Raw genomic sequence first — 18844 nt, forward strand, 5'->3', positions numbered from 1 at the left:
GGCGCATCCGGCGCCCGGTGGGTCGAGGCTGGCGGCGCAGCTTCTTGCGCTCGTCCTAGCACCAGGGCCGCCGCCGGAGCGAGGCCCTTATCGAAATCCTGTCGGCCCGGAGGCCGGTAATCCCGCGAGGAGCGCGTCCTCCCCGGGGCGCTCGGCCACGAAATGGACCGCGACCCCGGCGGCGACCAGGGGCACGGCGACATCGGCCGACAAGCAGTAATGCGTCAGTCCCCCGAAGGCTCCGCCGAGCCCCGCCGCGTTGGCGAGATCGTGTGCGGCCTGCGCGCTGCGCCGGGAATAGTGCAGCACCGCGTCGAGATCCCCGGCGGAGAGGGCCGCGGCCACGGCGTCCGGCAGCCCTGCCACGACCCGTGCGGCATAGAGCGCGCGCACCGTGAGACTGAATCCGGCCGCCGCAAGGGAAGCGGCGGGCTCGGCCTTGCGCTCGGCCCCCGCTGCGTGGAGGAGGTGGGCGCCCTCGGCCAGCGAGGCCCGGACGAGGCGCGCGAGGGACAGCGCATCGCCCGCCGCCTCGCGCAGATCTGCGAAGCCGGCCTCCCGCGCCAGGGCGGCGGTGCGCGCACCGACCGCGAAGGCGGGCAGGGCGCGCAGGCGTGCGCGATCCTCGAGCGTAAGGGCGGTGACGGCGTTGGCGCTGGTCAGGATCAGCCCGGCGAAGGAGCCCTCCGGCAGGCCCTGTCCGGTCGGCTCGACGGCCAGGACCGGGGCGACCAGGGGGTGATGCCCCAGTGCGGCGAGGCGCGCTCCCGTCCGCGTCGCCCCCGGCTCGGGCCGCGCCACCCAGATCCGCATTCCGCCCCACGCTCCCCCGAACCCGCACCCTGAACAGTACCGGACGTCCCCGCCCATCCATGCCCGTCCCGCCGCCGGTGGCAACCCGTCGTTGCCGCCGGGAGAGGCGGACGATAGGGTGCCGCGCTTCCCAGGGGGCACCCTGCCGTCTCTCGAGATGATCCGCCGTCCATGAACGTCCTCGGCATCGAAACCACCTGCGACGAGACCGCGGCCTCCGTGGTCGCCCCCGGCGAGAACGGGCGCGGTCGCATCCTCTCCAACGAGGTGCTGAGCCAGATCGCCGAGCACGCGGCCTATGGTGGCGTTGTCCCCGAGATCGCCGCCCGCGCCCATGTAGAGGTGCTCGACCGGCTGATCGACCGGGCGCTCGGCAGCGCCGGCCTGACCCTGGCCCAGGTCGACGGGATCGCGGTGGCGGCCGGCCCCGGCCTGATCGGCGGCGTGCTGATCGGCCTCGTCACCGCCAAGACCCTGGCGCTGGTGGCGCGCAAGCCCCTGATCGCCGTCAACCACCTGGAGGCGCACGCGCTGACCGCGCGGCTCACCGACGGCATCGGGTTTCCCTACCTGCTGCTGCTGGCCTCCGGCGGGCACACCCAGCTCGTGGCGGTGAAGGGGGTCGGCGATTACGTCCGCCTCGGCACCACCATCGACGACGCCATCGGCGAGGCCTTCGACAAGGTCGCCAAGCTGCTCGGCCTCGGCTACCCGGGCGGCCCCGAGGTCGAGCGCCTGGCCGAGACCGGCGATCCGGAGCGCTTCGCCCTGCCGCGGCCGATGCTGGGGCGCCGCGAGGCCAATTTCTCCCTGTCGGGCCTCAAGACCGCCCTCCGGATCGAGGCCGAGAAGCTGGCCCCGCTCTCCTCCGTCGACGTCGCCGACCTCTGCGCCAGCTTCCAGGCGGCGGTGGTCGACGTGGTGGTCGACCGCCTGCGGGTGGCGATGCGCGATTTCGCCGGCGTCGCCGGCCACCCCACCGCCCTGGTGGCGGCGGGTGGCGTCGCGGCCAATGGCGCGATCCGCCGGGCGCTCACCACACAGGCGGGCGAGGCGGGCCTCGCCTTCGTGGCGCCGCCGCTCGCCCTCTGCGGCGACAACGGCGCGATGATCGCCTGGGCGGGCATCGAGCGCCTGCGCCTTGGCCTGGTGGATGATCTGACCGCGCCGGCCCGCGCCCGCTGGCCCTTCGCGGAGCCGAAGGCGGTTGCCTGAGGCCGCGCGGCTGCGCTGGCGCGCCCTGGTGGAGCGGCGCCTGCCCGAGGCCGCCGGACCGGACTGGCCGGTGCAGCGCGACCATTGCTTCGCGCGCATCCTCCTCGACAACACCTGCGGCGGACCCTGGCGCGAGAGCGTCCGGGCCCCCGCCTGGGCGAACCTGCCCCTCGACCAGATCGCGGCGGCCACCGAACTCGGGGAGGCGGTCCTGGCCGGCCGGGCCGACCTGTTCGCGCTGAACCGGCGCTCGCTCGCCCTGCGCGGCAAGCTGCGGGACGCCGATGCGGCGACGCCACCGACGGAGCTGCACGACGGCGACCTGCGGCTGCGGTCCTGGCAGGCGGGCGACGAGGCGCGCTTCGCCGCCCTGAACGCCGACCCGCAGGTGATGCGCCACTTCCCCGCCACCAAGGATCCCGAAGCGAGCCGGACCGAGGCCCGGGCCTGCGCCCGGCGCTTCGTGGTGGACGGCTTCGGCCCCTGGGCCGTGGAGGCGGAGGGGCGGGGTTTCGTCGGGATGATCGGCGGAGCGCGCCTCCTGCGGCCCATGCCGTTCCCGGGCGGCGAGCGGCCGGGTACGTGCGTCGAGATCGGCTGGCGGCTCGCGCGCAGCGCCTGGGGGCTCGGCATCGCCACGCGGGGCGCCCGCCTCGCCCTGACCGACCTGTTCGGCCGGTGCGGCCTGAGCGAGATCGTCGCCTTCACCGCCGAGGGAAACACGCCCTCGCGCCGGGTGATGGAGCGCCTCGGCATGCGCCCGGAGGGCGGCTTTCCGCACCCGGCCCTGCCGCCGGGCCATCCGTTGCGCGCCCATCTGCTGTATCGTCTGCGGGCGGACCACTTCACATCGCGAGGGACGAGCGCATGAGGCGGATCGGAGTCGTCGGCGGGGGCGCCTGGGGCACGGCCCTTGCCAACGCGGCCGCCGCGGCCGGGCACGACGTCACCCTGTGGCTGCGCGACCCGGAGGCGGCCGCGCGCCTGGAAGGCACCCGCGAGAACGCCCGCTACCTGCCGGGCGTGCCGCTGCACGCGCGCATCGCGGTCACGGCCGAAGCTTCGACGCTGGCCGAGGCCGGCACCGTCCTGATGGTGACGCCGGCCCAGACCCTGCGCGGAGTGCTGGCCGCCCTGGGCGCCGCCTTCGCACCGCAGGCCGCCATCGTGCTCTGCGCCAAGGGGATCGAGCGCGGCACCGACGCCTTCATGAGCGAGGTCGCGGCCGAGCAGCTGGGCGCCTCCGCCCCCGTGGCGGTCCTGTCCGGCCCGAGCTTCGCCGCCGACGTCGCCCGCAACCTGCCCACCGCCGTGACGCTTGCCGCGGCGGATGCCGGCCTCGCCGCGCGTCTGGCCGGTACGCTCTCGGGGCCGGCGCTCCGGGTCTACCACACCAACGACGTGCGCGGCGTCGAGATCGGCGGGGCCGGCAAGAACGTCCTCGCCATCGCGTCCGGCATCGTGGCGGGGCGGGGCCTCGGCGAGAGCGCGCGCGCGGCCCTGATCGCCCGGGCCTTCGCCGAGCTGATGCGCTTCGCCCGCGCCTATGGCGGCCGGCCCGAGACACTGATGGGCCTGTCGGGCCTCGGCGACCTCGTGCTCACCGCCTCGTCGCCGCAATCGCGCAACTTCGCCTTCGGCGAGCGTCTCGGTGCCGGGGCCTCGCCCGAGGCGGCTTCGGGCGGCAAGCTCGCGGAGGGCGCCTTCACGGCCGCCGCCCTGGTCGATCTCGCCCGCGCCCGGGGGATCGAGATGCCGGTGGCCGAGGCGGTCGCCGCCATCGTCTCGGGCGGCGCCAGCGTCGATGGGGTCATCGCCGCGCTGCTGGCGCGGCCCCTGCGGGGAGAAGCCGAGTGAGCCAATATCCCGTCCGCGCCTTCCTGGCCGGCACCGGCGACGACGGGGCCGGCCGGCGCCTGCCGGACGTCCTCGCCTTCGACGACGCGCATATCGAGGGCGTGCACGACTTCATCCAGTGGTGCTTCCCCCTGCACGAGGCGAGTCTCGCCGTGCCGGGCGCGCCGGTGCTCAGCCGGGCCGAGGCCGAGGCGATCCGCGCCGATCCGGCGGCGCTCTCGGGCCTGCGCGCCGCCCTGGGCCGCATGACCCGATTCTATGCCGAGACCGACGGCTGGCTGCGCTCGCACGACCACAACCACCTGCGCATCACCCGCATCCTCTCGGCGGTGTCGGACCTGCTCGGGCTCGAGGCGGCCGGCGAGTTCCACGCCTTCGTCACCGCCCGCAACCGGAAGGCGGGCGCGCCGGTCAATTCCCAGAGCCTGCACTACTGGGATTCCGCACTCCGGAGGGCCTGACGGCCACGCTTGGGCGATGCTATGGAGCCGGCATCTCTGGAGACGCGCATGGCCTACTGGCTCTACAAATCCGAGCCCTCGACCTGGTCCTGGGACCAGCAGGTCGCCGCCGGCGCCGCCGGCACGCACTGGAACGGCGTGCGCAACCACGTCGCCAAGAAGCACCTCATGGCGATGGAGGTGGGCGAGCGCGGGTTCTTCTATCACTCGAACGAGGGCAAGGCGGTGGTGGGCATCGTCGAGGTGATCCGGCCCTATTACCCGGATGATTCCGACGAGACCGGCCGCTTCGGCATGGTCGACCTGCGCGCCGTCGAGGCGCTGCCGCGCCCGGTCACCCTGGAGGCGATCAAGGCCGAGCCGCGGCTCGTCGCCATGGTGCTCGCCAACAATTCGCGCCTCTCGGTCCAGCCGGTTACCGAGGCCGAGTGGGCGGTGGTGCGCGAGATGGGCGGCCTCGCCTGACCCTCGGGCCGATCAGCCCTGGCGCTGGGCCTGCGTCACCGCCACGTGGATCAGTTCGGCCAGGGTGCGCAGGCCGAGCTTCTGGCGCATCATCGAGCAGGCGTTGGTGATGGTCTTGTAGCTGACCGAGAGGTCGCTCGCGATGGCGCCGTAGGATTTGCCCTGCGCCAGCCGCTGCAGGATCTGCAATTCGCGCGGCGTGAGCTGGGTCTCGGGCGTGCGCTTCGGGTCGGTGCGCAGCATCGCGACCTCGGTGGCGAGGCGCGGATCGAGGTAGGGCCGTCCGGACCGGACCCGCTCGAAGGCCTCGAACAGCTCGCCCGAGGCGTGGTCCTTCAGCACGTAGCCGAGGGCACCGGCCTCCAGTGCCCGCGACACGATCACCGGATCGTTGTGCATGCTGAAGACCAGGATGCGGACGGCGGGGCTGGCCCCGCGCATCCGCCGGATCAGCTCGAGCCCGGCCAGCCCGCTGCCCTGGAAGGTGAGGTCGCAGATCACGGTGGCGGGGCGCGCGCGCAGGAACTGGCGATAGGCCTCCACCACGCCGGTGGCCTCGATGATGCGCTCGATCCCCGCATCCTCGAGCACCCGTCGGCAGCCCTGGAGCACGATCGGATGATCGTCGATGACGAGGGTGGGAGCCTCGGTGGTGGGGGCGATCGCGTTCATGCGCTGGGAATCGGACTCGTGGGGGCGTCGCGCTCATCATCGAGCGGAATCGTGATCCGGACAACTGCGCCGGGCTGCCCATTGTCAAGCCGGAACGTGCCGCCCAGCGCCTCGACGCGCTCGCGCATCCCCGACAGGCCGAGTCCGAGGCCGTGCTCGGGCGCGATGCCGCTGCCGTCGTCCCGGATGGTGAGGTGGAGCGCCCGACCGCCGGCCGCCGCTTCCTCCAGGGCCCGCACGGTGACGTTCGAGGCGCGGCCATGGCGCACCGCATTGGTCATGCTCTCCTGGATGCAGCGGAAGACGGTGAGGTCGGTGACGTCGCCGTAGCCGCGTCCCAGCCCGTCGAAGCTGCCCGCGAAGCGCGTTCCGGCATGGCGGCGGCGGAAATCGCGCAGGAGCAGGTCGAGGCAGTCCGGCAGCGGCACCTGCCCGAGGGCGTGCGGCCGCAGCCGGTTGAGGAGGTCGCGGTTCTGGGTCTGAACCTGACCGACGATGCTGGCGATGTCCTGCGCGCGCTGCCTCAGGCGGGCCCGGTCGGGCGGTGCCTCGGCCTCGGCCATGCGGACCACCGAGGCGGCGGTCGCCTCGAGGGCGAAGAGGCAGGGGCCGAACTCATCGTGCAGTTCCAGGGCCGTGCGCCGGCGCTCGTCGTCCTGCGCCGAGAGGAGCTGGCGGTTCAGGCGCCCGTTGGCCGCGCGGGTCTCGGACAGAGCCTGCGCAACGCGGTTGAACCGGGTGGCGATGGCGGCGAGTTCCCGCGAGGCCGGCGGATCGAGGCGGGCCGTGTAGTCCTGCTGCTCCAGTTGGATCAGGCCTTCGGAGAGCTGCGTCAGCGGAGCCAGCACCTTGCCGAAGGCCACCGTCAGGGCGCCGAGCAGGCCGAGGCTGAGACAGAGGCTGGCGAGCGACAGCGACAGGGCGTAGCCCCAGACCTCGTCGATCTCGTCATGGGGCTGCGTGGTGATGCGGGCGGTGCCGATGCGCCGGCCCTGGGCGACGATGGGCAGGTCGTGCTCACGGATCGGCGGGGCGATCAGGGCCGCGAACCAGGCCGGCGCCACGTGCTGGTCGCGCCGGACCCGGCCGAGCCCTCCGGTGACGATCCGGCCCTCGCCGTCGAGGACCGTGACGCGGACGTGACGCAGGTCGTGGATGCGCAGGTTCAGGGTCTGCAGGATGCCGGCGGGCGGCCCGGCCTGGGCGAGGTCGATGGTGTCTGAGACCAGAAGCTCGACATTCGTCATCGCCGCCTGCATCTCGACCTCGACGGCGGAGCGGGCGTTCAGCACGATGACGGCGCAGGAGACGAGGGCGGCCAGGACGTCGATGGCGAGGACCAGCACGATCATCCTGGTGCGCGTCGACCACGAGGCCCAGCGCGGCCGCCGGCCGGTACGCCCGGACGGGGCCGTGTCGCCGCCCGTGCGGACGAGGAGGTCCGCCTGGGTGCGGGGAGCGGAGGCGGCGTCGTGAGGCATGGGGGCGTGAGGCGGTGCCAACGGGAAAGCTGCGCGCGGTCGTGGCCCCGTGTGTAGCGGACCCGGAGCCGGTTGGCAGCTTTCCAATTCGGTGCGGGGCCTGATCGCCGCGGCCCTGGGCGACCCGGAGACGGCCTGGACGATGGGCGGCTTCGGCGCCCTCGCGCGCTTCGCCCGGCATCCCGACGAGGCGGCCGGCCCCCTCGCGGACGGGCGGCTTGGGCTGGTGACGCCGCGCGGCGGGATCGCCCTCGACCCGGACGACGTCGTTCCGCTGGCCTACGAGACCGCTTTCACCGGAGGCTGGAGCCACGCCGTCGCCCTCTGCCTGCCGGCGGCGCGTTGCCCGCGGATCGTGGCCGGCCCGATCCTCGCGGCCGGCCACGACGAAGCCGCCCTTCGCCCGCGGAACCTCGGGGACCCGTGGTTCGACCTCGGCCTCGACCTGCCGCAGGGCCGGATGCGCCTGCGTTCGGCCGAGCCGGACGTGCTCGCACGTCTCGCGGCGTCGGCCGGTCGAACCTGTGCGCAGGAGGCCGATGGGTTGCGGCGGCTGTTCGCCGATGTGGATGTCGTCGTGACCACGCCGCTTGGCCGGATCGAGGTGTTCGGCGGCGCGTCCGCTGCTTCGGACGGACCCCGGGCCTTCCTCGACGACAAGATCCTGGCCCTCCGCCGGACCCACGCCGCCACCGCACCGATCCCGCACGGGTTGGTGCCCGCGGCCCAGTTCGCGCCGCCTCACCCTTGCCGGGACCCCGCGGGCCGCGTCCGGTCCTTCGATCCCGCGATGCATGCCGCTTTCCAGGCCGTGCTCGCTCGCTGGGGCGACCCGGCCCTCGTCGCGCTGAAGGCGCGCCTCGTCTCGGGGAAGCGACTGCCTCCGGCATATGCGAATCGGGCGGGCCGTGCCGTCGCCCGCGTCGTCGACGTCCAGACGGCGGCGGGGGCGAATCAGGACAGTCCGAAGTCGTCTTCAGATACCCCGCGTTAAACCTGTCGGGCTTATTCAGATTCGCGCTGCGTCTGACCCGGACCTGTTCAAGGCTTGGGTCGAGGACATCTTCATGCCCCATTGGCGCGTCTCTTTCCTTACACGCAGGTGTCGCCGCTCCGGCGTTGCCGCGCCGGTCGGGCCCGACCGGCACCGCGTGATCGACCGGCAACGGTCAATTCGAACCTTCAGAAGCGTGCGAGATGTCTGAGACCATGATGTCCGTAACGATCGATCCCTCCGAGACACGACGCCCGGTGACGGCCGCGCCGCGCCCTTCCCGGGTGAACCTTCGGGTCGTGCTCCTGTCCGGCCTCGGTGTGCTCGGCCTCGCCGGCTTCACCGCCATCGCCTCCGCGACGCTCGGCAACCTCGCGGGACCGCAATTCACCCGCCCGACGCTCGCCACGGCCGCCGGCCCCGGGCACAGCGCCTCCGACTGGCCGGACCTGCGCGACGGTGTTCCCGCCCTGGCGCCCGCGGCTCCGAAGGCCGCCGCCGCAATGCCCGAGACCGCGGCCGCGATGCCTGCTGTCGCGAAAGCCGAGCCGATGCCGGCCGCGATCGCTGCGCCGGTGGCCAAGGCGCCCGAGGCGCGGTCCATCGCGATGAAGGCGCCCGAGGCACAGCCCGTCGAGAAGCCGGCCGTCCTGGCCGTCGCGCCGAAGCCGCCCCGCCTGCCGCCGATCGAGAACGCCGCGGTGCTGCCGCCGGCCCGCCCGGCCTCGCTGGTGCCGGCGACGCGGACCGCGGCGCTCATCGCACCCCTGCCCAACGAGACCACCCGCTCGCGGGCGACCAACGGCACCTTCACGGCCCTGGCGCCGGAGGGCGACGCGGCGACGCACAAGTCCGCCGCGACCGTCGCCAAGCCGGCCGCAGTGAAGCCGGCCGCAGTGAAGCCGGCCGCCGCCCAGCCGGTCGCCGCCAAGCCGCCGGCGAAACCCGCCGAGGCCAAGTCCGCCGAGGCCAAGGCCGCCGCGTCCAAGGCCGTAGCATCGAAGGCCGCAGCCGCACCCCAGGTGGCACAGGCCGAGCCGGAGCCCGAGCAGACCGAGTTCCTCGGCGTGAAGGTGCCGTCGCTGGCGCCGGCCGGGCGCAAGATCGCGGAGAGTGTCGAGGCGTTCGGCAACGCCGTGAAGAGCCTGCCCGACCGCTTTTGAGGCCATCGGGCCGTCGGAGGGGCACCCGTCTCCGGGCGGCCCCTCGTCGAGTCAGCGCGCCCGGCTGGCGCGCGGCTTCTTGGCGATCTCGCGCTCGTGGCGCGCGCCGCGTGGGCTCTTGAAGCCCTTCGGCCCCTTCTCCTCGCGCGCCGGCTCGTCGTCGAGCAGCGGCTCAACCTGGATCTCGGGCGAGCCGTTCTTGGCGAAGGTCTGGGCGAAGCGCGAGGCCGCGCCGCCGCGCACCTCGAACTTGGTCTCTCGGTCGAAGATGCGGATCGCACCGATCTCCTGGCGGCCGATATTGCCGCGCCGGGTCAGCATCGGCAGCAGGCGGCGCGGATCGGCGTTGTCGCGTCGGCCGAGATTGAGCCGGAACCACACGGCCGGACCCTGGGCGTCGATGCGCTCGGCATCGGCGGGGTCGTAGACCGGGCGGGACTTGCGCTCGGGGCCGGCGCCCGGATCGGTGACGTCCTCGGGGGCGGGCAGGCGGGAGCGGTAGATCCGGGCGAGCGCCGCGGCGAGTTCCTGGGGCGTGCGCTGCGCCATCAGGGTCTCGGCCATGGCGACGTCTTCCTCGGCCGGCTCCTCGGTGAAGATCGGGTCCTGCCACATGCGCTCGCCGTCGAGGCGGCGGATCTCGTCGGCGGTGGGCGGCCCGGCCCATTCGAACGAGACCTTGGCGATTGCCAGCATCTGCTCGGCCCGGCGCCGCTTCGAAGCCGGGATCAGCAGGAGGCTGGTGCCCTTGCGCCCGGCCCGGCCGGTGCGGCCGGAGCGGTGCTGGAGCACCTCCGCGTCGTGCGGCAGGTCGGCGTGGATGACGAGGCTGACGGTGGGCAGGTCGATGCCGCGGGCGGCGACGTCGGTGGCGACGCAGACCTTGGCCCGGCCGTCGCGCAGCGCCTGGAGGGCGGCGTTGCGCTCGCCCTGGCCGAGCTCGCCCGACAGCGCCACGGCCGAGAAGCCGCGCTCGGTGAGCACCGCCTGGAGGTGGCGCACCGCGTTGCGGGTGTTGCAGAAGATGATCGCGGTCGGCGCATCCATGAAGCGCAGGGTGTTGACCACCACGTGCTCCAGCTCGCGCGGCACCACGCGGATGGCCTTGTAGGTGATGTCCGAGTGGCCGCGCTCCTGGCCCTTCACGGCGATGCGCAGGGCGTCGTTCTGGTAGCGCTCGGCCAGCGTCGCGATCGCCTTCGGCAGGGTCGCGGAGAACAGCAGCGTCCGGCGCTCCTTCGGGGTCACCGACAGGATGAATTCGAGGTCGTCCCGGAAGCCGAGGTCGAGCATCTCGTCGGCCTCGTCGAGGACGACGGCGCGCAGGTCCTGGGTCGCGAGGTTGCGCCGCTCCAGGTGGTCGCGCAGGCGGCCCGGGGTGCCGACGACGATGTGGGCGCCGTCGTTCAGCTGCCGGCTCTCCCGGCGCGGGTCCATGCCGCCGACGCAGGAGATGACGCGGGCGCCGGTCTCCGCATAGAGCCAGGACAGTTCGCGCTCGACCTGCAGCGCCAGTTCGCGCGTCGGGGCGATGACGAGGGCCAGCGGCGCGCCGGCGGGGCCGAAGCGCTCGGCACCGTCGAGCAGGGTCTCGGCGAAGGCGAGGCCGTAGGCCACGGTCTTGCCCGAGCCGGTCTGGGCCGAGACGAGCAGGTCGCGGCCTTGCGCGGCCGCCTCGATGACGGCGCTCTGGACGGGCGTCGGGTCTTCGTAGTCGCGCGCGGTCAGCGCTCGGGCGAGCGGGGCCGGCAGGGTGGGGAAGGGCACTGTGACGGAAGCCTTAGCGGGCAAGCAGGCGGAAGACCCGCCGGGGAGGGCATCGCGGCAGGCGCGACGATCTCCGGACCGACGTGATTCCGGCCTCGAACGGTTACGGATGGTTCTCCTTGTAGCTGGAACCGCGACGCAGCGCCATGACTGCGGATGCATGCCCGCCCACGCGTGGGCGCCCGGCCCGATCCGCCCTCGAGGTTCGCCCGTGCGCCGTGTTGTGTTCGGCGTCCGTCTCGTGCTCATCTCCGGCCCGTCATGGATATCCTCGTCGTCGGTGCCGGAATCGTCGGTCTCGCGGTGGCCCGGGCGCTCGCGCGCCGCGGACACGCAGTCATCGTGGCCGAGGCCGAGGACGCCATCGGCACCGGCGTCTCGGCGCGCAATTCCGAGGTGATCCATGGCGGGATGTACTACCCCGCCGGCTCCCTGCGCGCCCGGCACTGCGTCGCCGGGGCGGCGCTGCTCACCGCGTTCTGCGACAGTCACGGCGTCGCCTATCGCCGCTGCGGCAAGCTCATCGTTGCCACCGACGAGTCCGAGCGCGAGGCCGTCGCGGGGCTCAAGGCGCGCGGCGACGCCAACGGCGTTCCGGGCCTGGCGCTCCTCGACGGGGCCGAGGCCCGCGCCCTCGAACCCAACCTCGCCTGCGTCGCGGCCCTGCATGCGCCGGGCACCGGCATCGTCGACAGCCACGGCCTGATGCTGGCCCTCCAGGGCGATCTCGAGGATGCCGGCGGCGCCATCGCCTTCGAGAGCCGAATCGCCGGGATCGCACGGAGCCCGGAGGGCTGGAGCGTCACGGTGAACGGCGAGGCCCTGCCCTTCGACGCGGTGGTCAACGCCGCCGGTCTCGGTGCGCAGGCGGTCGCCGCCGCCGTCGAGGCCTATCCGGCCGCGCGCATTCCGCGCCAGGTCCTCGCCAAGGGCAGCTATTTCGGCTGCACCGGCCGTCCGGCCTTCTCACGCCTGATCTACCCCGCGCCCGTCGAGGGCGGCCTCGGCATCCACCTCACCCTCGACCTCGCCGGCCGGATGCGCTTCGGCCCGGACGTCGAATGGGTCGACACCCTCGATTACCGGGTCGATCCCGCCCGGGCCGACCATTTCGCCCGCGCGATCCGACGCTACTGGCCGGGGCTTCCCGACGGCGTGCTGACGCCGGACTACGCCGGCATCCGTCCGAAGCTGACGGGACCGGGCGAGCCGGCCGCCGATTTCCGCATCGACGGGCCGGCCGAGCACGGGCTGCCCGGCCTGATCCACCTGTTCGGGATCGAGAGTCCGGGCCTGACCTCGAGCCTGTCCCTCGCCGAGGAGGTCGCCGACCGCCTGATCGGGGCCTGACGAAGGCGGACGCGCCTAGCGCTCGGGGACGAAGCGCAGCGTCCCCGCCCGCCGGCTCGCGCCGCCGGTGTCGTTCGGATGGTTGACGCCGTCGACCACCGGGATCTCGGCGAAGTCGAACGGGCTGAGGCCTTCGAGGCAGGCGACGTTGACGCCGTACTGGTTCGGGTTCGAACGGCGGGTATGGTGGGTGTAGATCCCGCAGCGGGCGCAGAAGAAGTGCTGGGCCACGCCGGTGTTGAAGCGGTAGCGCGTCAGCAGCTCCGCGCCCTCCAGGATCTCGACGCCCCCGGCCACGGCCGAGACGACGGCCGCACCGCGCATCCGGCAATACGAGCAGGTGCAGCGGCGCACCGTGTCCAACCCGTCGGCGAGAGTCGCCCGGAAGCGGACGCCGCCGCAGTGACACTGACCGGACCGCTGGTGGGGTTCCGCTTCCATGCCGTCTCGACCTCCGCTGGCGCGGTCTTTCTAGGCCCGGCGGCGATCACCGGACAAGGGGACCCCGTCAGCCGCCGAAGCGCTCCGTGTGGATCCGGCTGGGCTCGATCCCGGCATCGAGGAGCAGGTCCGCCACCGCCCCGACGAAGGGATTGCCGCCGCAGAGGTAGGCGTGGCGCGGCGGACCGAGGCGATCCAGGGCTTCCGTGATCATCGCCGCGTCGACCCGGCGGCCGCCGGCCCGGGTCAGGTTGAGCATCAGCTGGAAGTTTGGTTCGTCCCGGGCGCGGACCGCGAGTTCCTCGGCCGCGATGATCTCGTCCGCGTCGCGCACCGAGTAGAGCAGCAGGGCCGGCACCCCGGGCGCCGCCGCCGCGCGGTGACGCAGCATCGCCAGCATGGGCACCACCCCCGAACCGCCGCCGGCCAGGAACAGCGGGCCGCCATCCTCCGGGCGCCAGACGAAGGCGCCGCCGATCGGTCCGCGCAGCTCGATCGTGTCGCCGACTTCCGCGACCGCGTCGAAGAAGCCCGAGACCTCGCCCTCCGGCAGGCCCTCGATCATCAGCTCGATCGTGCCGTCGCCGTCCGGCGCCGAGGCGATCGAGTAGCTGCGCTGGGCCTGGTAGCCGTCGGGCGCGGTGAGGCGGACGTCGACATGCTGACCCGCCAGCACCGGGCGATCGAACGCGACCCGGAAGCGGAAGCTCTTCACCCGCCGCGTCACCGGGCGAATGGCGGTGAGCGTGGCTGTGCGCCAGGGGAGGGGCCGCTGGGCCGGATCAATCACCGGTGAAGCGCTGCTCGCGCCAGGGGTCGCCGTACATGTGATAGCCGCGCAGCTCCCAGAACCCGCCCTCGTCGCGCTTCGTGAAGCGCAGGCTCTTCACCCACTTGGCGCTCTTCCAGAAATACAGGTGCGGTACGAGGAGGCGGGCCGGGCCGCCATGGTCCGGCGGGATCGGCTTGCCGTCGTAATGGGTCGCGATCATGCTCCGGCCGCCAGCGAGATCCGCGACGGGCACGTTCGTGGTGTAGTCGTCGTAGCCCTCGGCAAGCAGGAAGTCGGTGGGGGTCTCGATCCCCGCATCCGCCAGGAGGTCGTCGAAGGCGACGCCCTCCCAGGCGGTGTCGAACTTCGACCACTTCGTCACGCAGTGGATGTCGCCGCCCCAGCGGGTGCGCGGCAGGGCATTGAAGGCGTCCCAGGTCCAGCTCTTCAGGGGACGCGAGCCCTCGCGCAGGGTGAAGGACCAGGTCGCGAGATCGACCCGCGGATTCGGACCGATCTGGAGGACGGGGAAGTCCTCGGTCAGATACTGGCCCGGGGGCAGGCGCTCGCGGGTCGCCTCGGGCAGCTTGCGCCCCGTGAAACCTCGTGTGCTCATCGTGCCCTCGCGCCCGTCCTTCCGCTCGCGGCGATCGTGCCTGACGATCGGCGCGCCCGGCAGGCTAGCATTCCCTCAGCGATCGCGCAGCACCAGCCACAGGGCATGGATGGTGCCCGGCAGCACGCCCAGCAGGGTCAGCAGGATGTTGAGGAGGAACTGCAGGCCGATGCCGGTGGTCATGAGGACCGCGATCGGCGGCAGGAAGATCGCGAGGATGATGCGGACGAGGTTCGACACGGTCGCTCCGGGAAGTTTGCGGTCGCGGGGGTGCGGTCGCAACGGCCCATCCGCAACGGGGCCGCAGCGGCCAAGTTCCCGGCGCCGGACCGGCGGGTTCCATTTTGTTAAACTCTGCCTCCGCAAACTGCCCCCGAGCGTCGATGCCGGCCGCTTCGTGCAGGGACCCTCGCGGATGATCGAATCCCTCGTTCGTGAGATCGAGCAGGTGGCGCAGGCCGGCGAAACCGGGCAGCGCGGCCGCATGCTGCAGCGCCTCTCGATGTTGTTCACCGAGAGCGCCGCGGGTCTGCAAGAGGAGCAGGTCGCGGTCTTCGACGCGGTGATGCTCCCGCTCACGCGTGCGGCCGACACCGTCGCACGGGTCGCCCTCTCGGACGAGCTGGCGGACCTGCGTAATGCCCCGCGCGCCGTGGTCCGCGACCTTGCCTTCGACGAAGACATCGCCGTGGCGCGGCCCGTCCTCCAGCGATCGGTGCGGCTCGACGAAGCCGATCTCATCACCGTCGCGCATGCCCGCGGACAGGACCACCTGCGGGCGGTCGCCCGGCGGTTGACCCTGAGCGAGCGCGTCACGGACGTCCTGGTGGCACGCGGCGATTCCGAGACGGTGCAGGCGGTGGCCGGCAATGCCGGGGCCCGCCTCTCCGGCTTCGGCTCCGCGGCCCTCGGCGAACGGGCGCGGGTCGATGCGGTCCTGCGCGCCATGCTGCAGTCGCGGAGCCGGCCCGCCGGCAAGGCCTCCTCCGTCGCGGGCGTTCCTCGGACCGCCCGGGAGCTCCCGAGGCCGACACATGACGACGAGCGCCGAATCGACGAGCTGATCCGGGCCGGCGACGTCGGCGCGGCGCTGGCCGAGATCGCCCGATACGCCGAGGTGGCGCCGGACGTCGCCCGGCGCGCCTACGACGCCGACGATCACGATCCACTGCTGTTCCTGCTGCGCTCGATCCGGCTTGGTTTCGGAACCCTCCGGCTGCTCCTGCGGACCAAGTCCGGGGCTGCGCGGCGGCCCGAGGAATGGAGCGCCATCCAGGGCGCCTTCCAGTCGCTCTCGGTCACCACGGCCCAGCGCGTGGTCCGCCTGTCGTCGCAGCCGGGGGGCGGTGCGGACGCGCCCCGGCGCTGATCCGGGGGACGCATGCTCGTCGAATTGCTGCATCTTCTGGTCACGCCGGTGCCCTTCGCGCATCGGCGCCGGGGCTACCTGCGCGAGAGCGTGCTGCTGATGGCGCGCGGGCGGCGTTGCCGTGCCGCCTGGGCGCCGCATCTCACCGCCGCCCGCGCCGCGATCCTGGCCGCCTGCGAAGGGCTGGAGCGCCGGCGCGTCGCCGTCGTGCTCGGGTCCGGCCTCCTGCAGGACGTTCCGCTGGCAGACCTCGCTGCGCGCTTCGCGGAAGTCCACCTCGTCGACGCCGTCCATCTCTGGCCTGCCCGCCGGGAGGCCCGGGCTCATCGAAACGTTCGGCTGATCACCGCCGACCTGTCGGGCACGACGGACGGCACCGATCCGCTGGCCACTGTGTGCGGCGGCAAGAGCGTCGACTTCGTGGTCTCGGCCAATCTCCTGTCGCAACTGCCGATCCTGCCGCTCGACCGGCCCGGTTTCGTGCCGCCGGACCTGGGGAGCCGGATCGTGCGCGCCCATCTCGACGGCCTTGCGCGCCTGCCCGCCCGGGTCTGCCTCGTCACCGACGTGGAGCAGATTGAGGAGGACCGGGACGGGCGGATCACGGATCGGCTCGACCTCCTGCACGGCGTGCGCCTCGGGCGGCCCGACCGGCACTGGACCTGGGAGCTGGCGCCTTTCGGCGAGGCTGCGCGCCACCGACGGCATCGGCACCGCGTGGAGGCGTTCCTCGACTGGCGCGGGCTTTGATGCGCGAAGGCTCCCGAACGCGAAGAAGCCGCCCGATGGGGCGGCTTCCGGAAGTTTCGCGAGGATGGACCGGGGTCTACTCGGTGACCGGTGTCGGATCGTCGGCGCCGACGGCTCCCTCCGGCCCCTCGAACCGGGCGCGGCGGCGGCGGCGCGGCTTGGGCGCCGGTGCGTCGTCCTGGGCCGCGGAGGTCGTCTCACCCTGGGGCTCCGGCTGCGCGGCCGGCTCGGCCGCAGGGACCGGACGCGGCGGCGTCATCAGGAAGGCCGGCAGGGCGGCGACGTCCTCGGCGGGAGCGGCGTCGCGCTCGTCGCGACGCCGGCTGCGCCGGGGCGGCGCATCGTTCGTCCGGGCGGACCGGGGTGCGTCCTGCCCGCCGAACTCGGACCGCGGCGCCTCGTTCACCGGGGTCTCGGCGCGGCCGTTCTCGTAACGGGGTGCGTCGGAGCGGACCGGGGCCGGACGAAAGTCCTGTCTCGGCTGTTCCTGTCTCGGTTGATCTTGCCGCGACTGGTCCTGCCGGCTGTAGTCCTGGCGGTTCTGGTCGCCGCGGAACTCGGTGCGGTTGCCGTCCTGCCGGTTGGCGTCTTGCCGGTTTCCGTCTTGCCGATTGAAGTCCTGGCGCGGGCTGTCCTGCCGGCTGCCGTCTTGCCGGTTGCCGTCCTGGCGCCCGAAGTCGTCGCGGCGGTTCTCCTGACGGTTGTTGTAGTCGGGCCGGTTGCCGTCGCGCGGATTGTCGAAGCGCTGCGGACGGTCGCCGCGATTGGCGAAGCGGTCGCGGCGGTTCTGCCGGTTGTTGTCCGAGCCGGAATCCTGACGGTTCGAGTCCGGCCGGTTGGAATCCTGCCGATTGTAGTCCTGGCGGTATCCGTCCGGGCGGCCTTCCTGCCGCGTGTCCTGCCGGGGCTCGTAGCCCGCCGGCTGGGGCTGCTGGCTCGGATCGGTGTAATCCTCGGCGTAGCCATTGGCCCCGTAGCTCGAGGCGGCGTAGCCCTGCGGCGCGTTCTGGCCCTCGTCGTCGCCGTCGTCCCCGTCATCGTCGAAGCCGCGGGCATAGCCGCCGACCTGCTGACGGGTCTGTTCCTGGGCACCCGAGATGATCCGGAAATAATGCTCGCCGTGCTGGAAGTAGTTCTCTGCCGCCACCGGGTCGCCGCTGGCCTGCGCGTCGCGCGCGAGCTGGGCATACTTGTCGGCGATGTGTTGGGCGGTGCCGCGAATCTTGACGTCTGGTCCGTTGGATTCGTAGGAACGCGTGAGCGGGTTGGGACCTTTGGGGCGGTTGCGACCGCGCATCCGTCTATTCTGGTTTGGTCTCATCGGTCTCGATTGACCCTCGTTCGTCTCGGAGCGTCTGATGATGCGGCGGGTTCCAGGCGGCCACGACGCAGCCTGCAATCAGGCTCGTCGCTGGCGCCGCGTGATCCGGGTCCGGTATGTCCGTGATCGATTTCGCCGTGCTTGCCGTCTCTGTCCGTTGACCAAGGCGCGCTCTGAGCGTCCAGGCGTCCTTCGGTTTTCAGGCACGAAGTTGATCAAGCTCCTGCGCCTCTGCCCGCGCGCGCCAGCCTGATCGTGGGGAGATCGTCTAAGAGCGTCGCGGACCAAAGCCGCCACCCGTCTTACCACGATCCATCTTAATGGATCGTTCGCGATCTGCCTGCGACACTAGCGGTTTGCCGAGGGGGCAACAAGCGTTTTTTATTGCTCTGCATCCCGGGCGGGCGGGTTTTTCGGTTTTTCCGCATCGTTCTCGGGTCTTTTTCCTCGCGAGGGCGCGTCGAACCGGACGACGCGGGCATGGCCCGCCAGGTCGTGGTGGATCGCGGCGGGACCGAAACCGGCCCGCGATCCGAGTTCCGCCACGGCCTCGGCCTGATCGTATCCGACCTCGAAGGCGAGGGCGCCGCCGGGCGCGAGCCTGACCGGTCCGGTCGCCACGGCTTCGACGATCCGCCGGTAGGCGTCGAGGCCGTCCGCGCCGCCGTCCAGCGCCGCCATCGGATCGTGTGCCCGCACCTCGACGTCGAGGCCCCGGATCGTGTCGCTGGCGATGTAGGGCGGGTTCGAGACGACGAGGTCGAAGGCCCCGGAGAGACCCGCGGTCCAGTCGGTGCACACGAAGCGGGCCCGCGGCCCGACGCCGTTGCGCCTCGCGTTGATGCGCGCCTGGACGAGGGCGCCGTGCGAGCGGTCGAGGCCGATCCCCGTCGCGTTCGGCAGCTCGCTGAGGAGGGCGACCAGAATGCAGCCGGAGCCGGTGCCGAGATCGAGTACCCGCAGGGGGCGCCGCCGGTCAGGATGGAGCGCGAGGGCGGCCTCCACCAGGGTCTCGGTGTCCGGGCGGGGCACCAGGGTCTCGGGCGCGAGCCCGAAGGGCAGGCCCCAGAATTCCCAGGCCCCGACGATTCGCGCCACCGGCTCGCCGGCGATGCGCCGCGCCACCGCCCGGTCGAGCGTCGCGGCGCCCGCCCCTCCGAGGGGGGAGCTTCCCCGCAGGTGAAGATCGGTGGTGTCGAGGCCGAGGAGGTCCAGCACGAGGAAGCGGGCGTCGCTCGCGGGAATCCCGTGGGCGGCGAGCGTCGCCGTGATGCGCCGCAGCGCGTCGGTGCGGCTGAGCGCCGGATCGAGGCGCATCGGCTCCGGCTCGCCCATCC

At 72.7% G+C, this 18844-nt stretch carries 20 protein-coding genes; 10 read left to right on the forward strand and 10 right to left on the reverse strand.

Annotated elements, in window-relative coordinates; all coding sequences use genetic code 11:
• Positions 1-87: 87 nt before the first annotated feature.
• The gene (locus ACXJY8_RS00675; RefSeq protein WP_463774938.1) at positions 88-813 is read right to left on the reverse strand and encodes a uroporphyrinogen-III synthase; all 726 of its coding nucleotides are present in this window, start codon (positions 811-813) and stop codon (positions 88-90) included.
• A gap of 171 nt (positions 814-984) precedes the next feature.
• On the opposite strand from ACXJY8_RS00675, the gene tsaD reads away from it, so the two are divergent.
• Genes tsaD through ACXJY8_RS00700 form a run of 5 tightly spaced genes read left to right on the forward strand, consistent with a single transcriptional unit; the run spans position 985 to position 4811 of the window.
• Positions 985-2028, forward strand: coding sequence for a tRNA (adenosine(37)-N6)-threonylcarbamoyltransferase complex transferase subunit TsaD (gene tsaD, locus ACXJY8_RS00680; protein ID WP_463774941.1), 1044 nt, complete (start codon positions 985-987; stop codon positions 2026-2028).
• Entirely contained in the window at positions 2021-2899 is an 879-nt protein-coding gene (locus ACXJY8_RS00685; protein WP_463774944.1) for a GNAT family N-acetyltransferase, read from the forward strand. The genes tsaD and ACXJY8_RS00685 overlap by 8 nt, the downstream gene beginning before the upstream one ends.
• Positions 2896-3885 carry an NAD(P)H-dependent glycerol-3-phosphate dehydrogenase gene (locus tag ACXJY8_RS00690; RefSeq protein WP_463774948.1) on the forward strand — a complete coding sequence of 330 codons (990 nt, stop codon included), beginning with the start codon at positions 2896-2898 and terminating at the stop codon, positions 3883-3885. Before ACXJY8_RS00685 ends, ACXJY8_RS00690 begins: the two co-directional genes overlap by 4 nt.
• Positions 3882-4346, forward strand: coding sequence for an opioid growth factor receptor-related protein (locus ACXJY8_RS00695; protein ID WP_463774951.1), 465 nt, complete (start codon positions 3882-3884; stop codon positions 4344-4346). The genes ACXJY8_RS00690 and ACXJY8_RS00695 overlap by 4 nt, the downstream gene beginning before the upstream one ends.
• Before the next feature lie 48 nt (positions 4347-4394).
• The gene (locus ACXJY8_RS00700; protein WP_463774953.1) at positions 4395-4811 is read left to right on the forward strand and encodes an EVE domain-containing protein; all 417 of its coding nucleotides are present in this window, start codon (positions 4395-4397) and stop codon (positions 4809-4811) included.
• 12 nt (positions 4812-4823) lie between these two features.
• Here ACXJY8_RS00700 and ACXJY8_RS00705 read toward each other — a convergent pair whose 3' ends face one another.
• Together ACXJY8_RS00705 and ACXJY8_RS00710 are read right to left on the reverse strand one after the other, a co-directional pair.
• On the reverse strand, positions 4824-5483 hold the full coding sequence (locus ACXJY8_RS00705; RefSeq protein WP_463774957.1) for a response regulator: 660 nt from the start codon (positions 5481-5483) through the stop codon (positions 4824-4826).
• Positions 5480-6964, reverse strand: a complete 1485-nt coding sequence (locus ACXJY8_RS00710) for an ATP-binding protein (protein WP_463774960.1) — start codon at positions 6962-6964, stop codon at positions 5480-5482. Before ACXJY8_RS00710 ends, ACXJY8_RS00705 begins: the two co-directional genes overlap by 4 nt.
• A gap of 91 nt (positions 6965-7055) precedes the next feature.
• On the opposite strand from ACXJY8_RS00710, the gene ACXJY8_RS00715 reads away from it, so the two are divergent.
• Both ACXJY8_RS00715 and ACXJY8_RS00720 read left to right on the forward strand, forming a co-directional pair.
• Positions 7056-7958 carry a DUF6925 family protein gene (locus tag ACXJY8_RS00715; protein WP_463774963.1) on the forward strand — a complete coding sequence of 301 codons (903 nt, stop codon included), beginning with the start codon at positions 7056-7058 and terminating at the stop codon, positions 7956-7958.
• A gap of 215 nt (positions 7959-8173) precedes the next feature.
• Entirely contained in the window at positions 8174-9121 is a 948-nt protein-coding gene (locus ACXJY8_RS00720; RefSeq protein WP_463774967.1) for a hypothetical protein, read from the forward strand.
• A gap of 51 nt (positions 9122-9172) precedes the next feature.
• Here the strand turns inward: ACXJY8_RS00720 and ACXJY8_RS00725 are convergent, their stop codons facing one another.
• A complete protein-coding gene (locus tag ACXJY8_RS00725; RefSeq protein ID WP_463774970.1) occupies positions 9173-10888 on the reverse strand; it encodes a DEAD/DEAH box helicase in 1716 nt (571 codons plus the stop codon).
• A gap of 261 nt (positions 10889-11149) precedes the next feature.
• On the opposite strand from ACXJY8_RS00725, the gene ACXJY8_RS00730 reads away from it, so the two are divergent.
• A complete protein-coding gene (locus tag ACXJY8_RS00730) occupies positions 11150-12238 on the forward strand; it encodes an NAD(P)/FAD-dependent oxidoreductase (protein WP_463774972.1) in 1089 nt (362 codons plus the stop codon).
• 15 nt (positions 12239-12253) lie between these two features.
• Here the strand turns inward: ACXJY8_RS00730 and ACXJY8_RS00735 are convergent, their stop codons facing one another.
• The 4 genes from ACXJY8_RS00735 to ACXJY8_RS00750 form a co-directional block, all read right to left on the reverse strand.
• Complete coding sequence (locus ACXJY8_RS00735; RefSeq protein WP_463774975.1) at positions 12254-12679, reverse strand: GFA family protein; 426 nt, start codon at positions 12677-12679, stop codon at positions 12254-12256.
• 67 nt (positions 12680-12746) lie between these two features.
• A complete protein-coding gene (locus ACXJY8_RS00740) occupies positions 12747-13469 on the reverse strand; it encodes a ferredoxin reductase (RefSeq protein WP_463774978.1) in 723 nt (240 codons plus the stop codon).
• On the reverse strand, positions 13462-14067 hold the full coding sequence (locus ACXJY8_RS00745) for a sulfite oxidase-like oxidoreductase (protein WP_463774983.1): 606 nt from the start codon (positions 14065-14067) through the stop codon (positions 13462-13464). Before ACXJY8_RS00745 ends, ACXJY8_RS00740 begins: the two co-directional genes overlap by 8 nt.
• Before the next feature lie 75 nt (positions 14068-14142).
• Positions 14143-14307, reverse strand: coding sequence for a YqaE/Pmp3 family membrane protein (locus ACXJY8_RS00750; protein WP_082513141.1), 165 nt, complete (start codon positions 14305-14307; stop codon positions 14143-14145).
• Positions 14308-14482: 175 nt separating this feature from the next.
• Between ACXJY8_RS00750 and ACXJY8_RS00755 the strand changes: the two genes are divergently transcribed.
• Positions 14483-15436: a DUF2336 domain-containing protein gene (locus ACXJY8_RS00755; protein ID WP_463774992.1), complete on the forward strand. Its 954-nt coding sequence runs from the start codon at positions 14483-14485 to the stop codon at positions 15434-15436.
• 12 nt (positions 15437-15448) lie between these two features.
• Positions 15449-16186 (forward strand): hypothetical protein, encoded by a 738-nt coding sequence (locus ACXJY8_RS00760; RefSeq protein WP_463774996.1) that lies wholly within the window; start codon positions 15449-15451, stop codon positions 16184-16186.
• Between the two features lie 76 nt (positions 16187-16262).
• On the opposite strand, the gene ACXJY8_RS00765 is transcribed toward ACXJY8_RS00760, so the two are convergent.
• Positions 16263-17483, reverse strand: a complete 1221-nt coding sequence (locus ACXJY8_RS00765) for a DUF4167 domain-containing protein (protein ID WP_463775001.1) — start codon at positions 17481-17483, stop codon at positions 16263-16265.
• Between the two features lie 405 nt (positions 17484-17888).
• Entirely contained in the window at positions 17889-18824 is a 936-nt protein-coding gene (gene prmC, locus ACXJY8_RS00770) for a peptide chain release factor N(5)-glutamine methyltransferase (RefSeq protein WP_463775004.1), read from the reverse strand.
• Positions 18825-18844: the final 20 nt, after the last annotated feature.

The sequence above is a fragment of the Methylobacterium sp. TK31 genome (genome assembly GCF_055361545.1).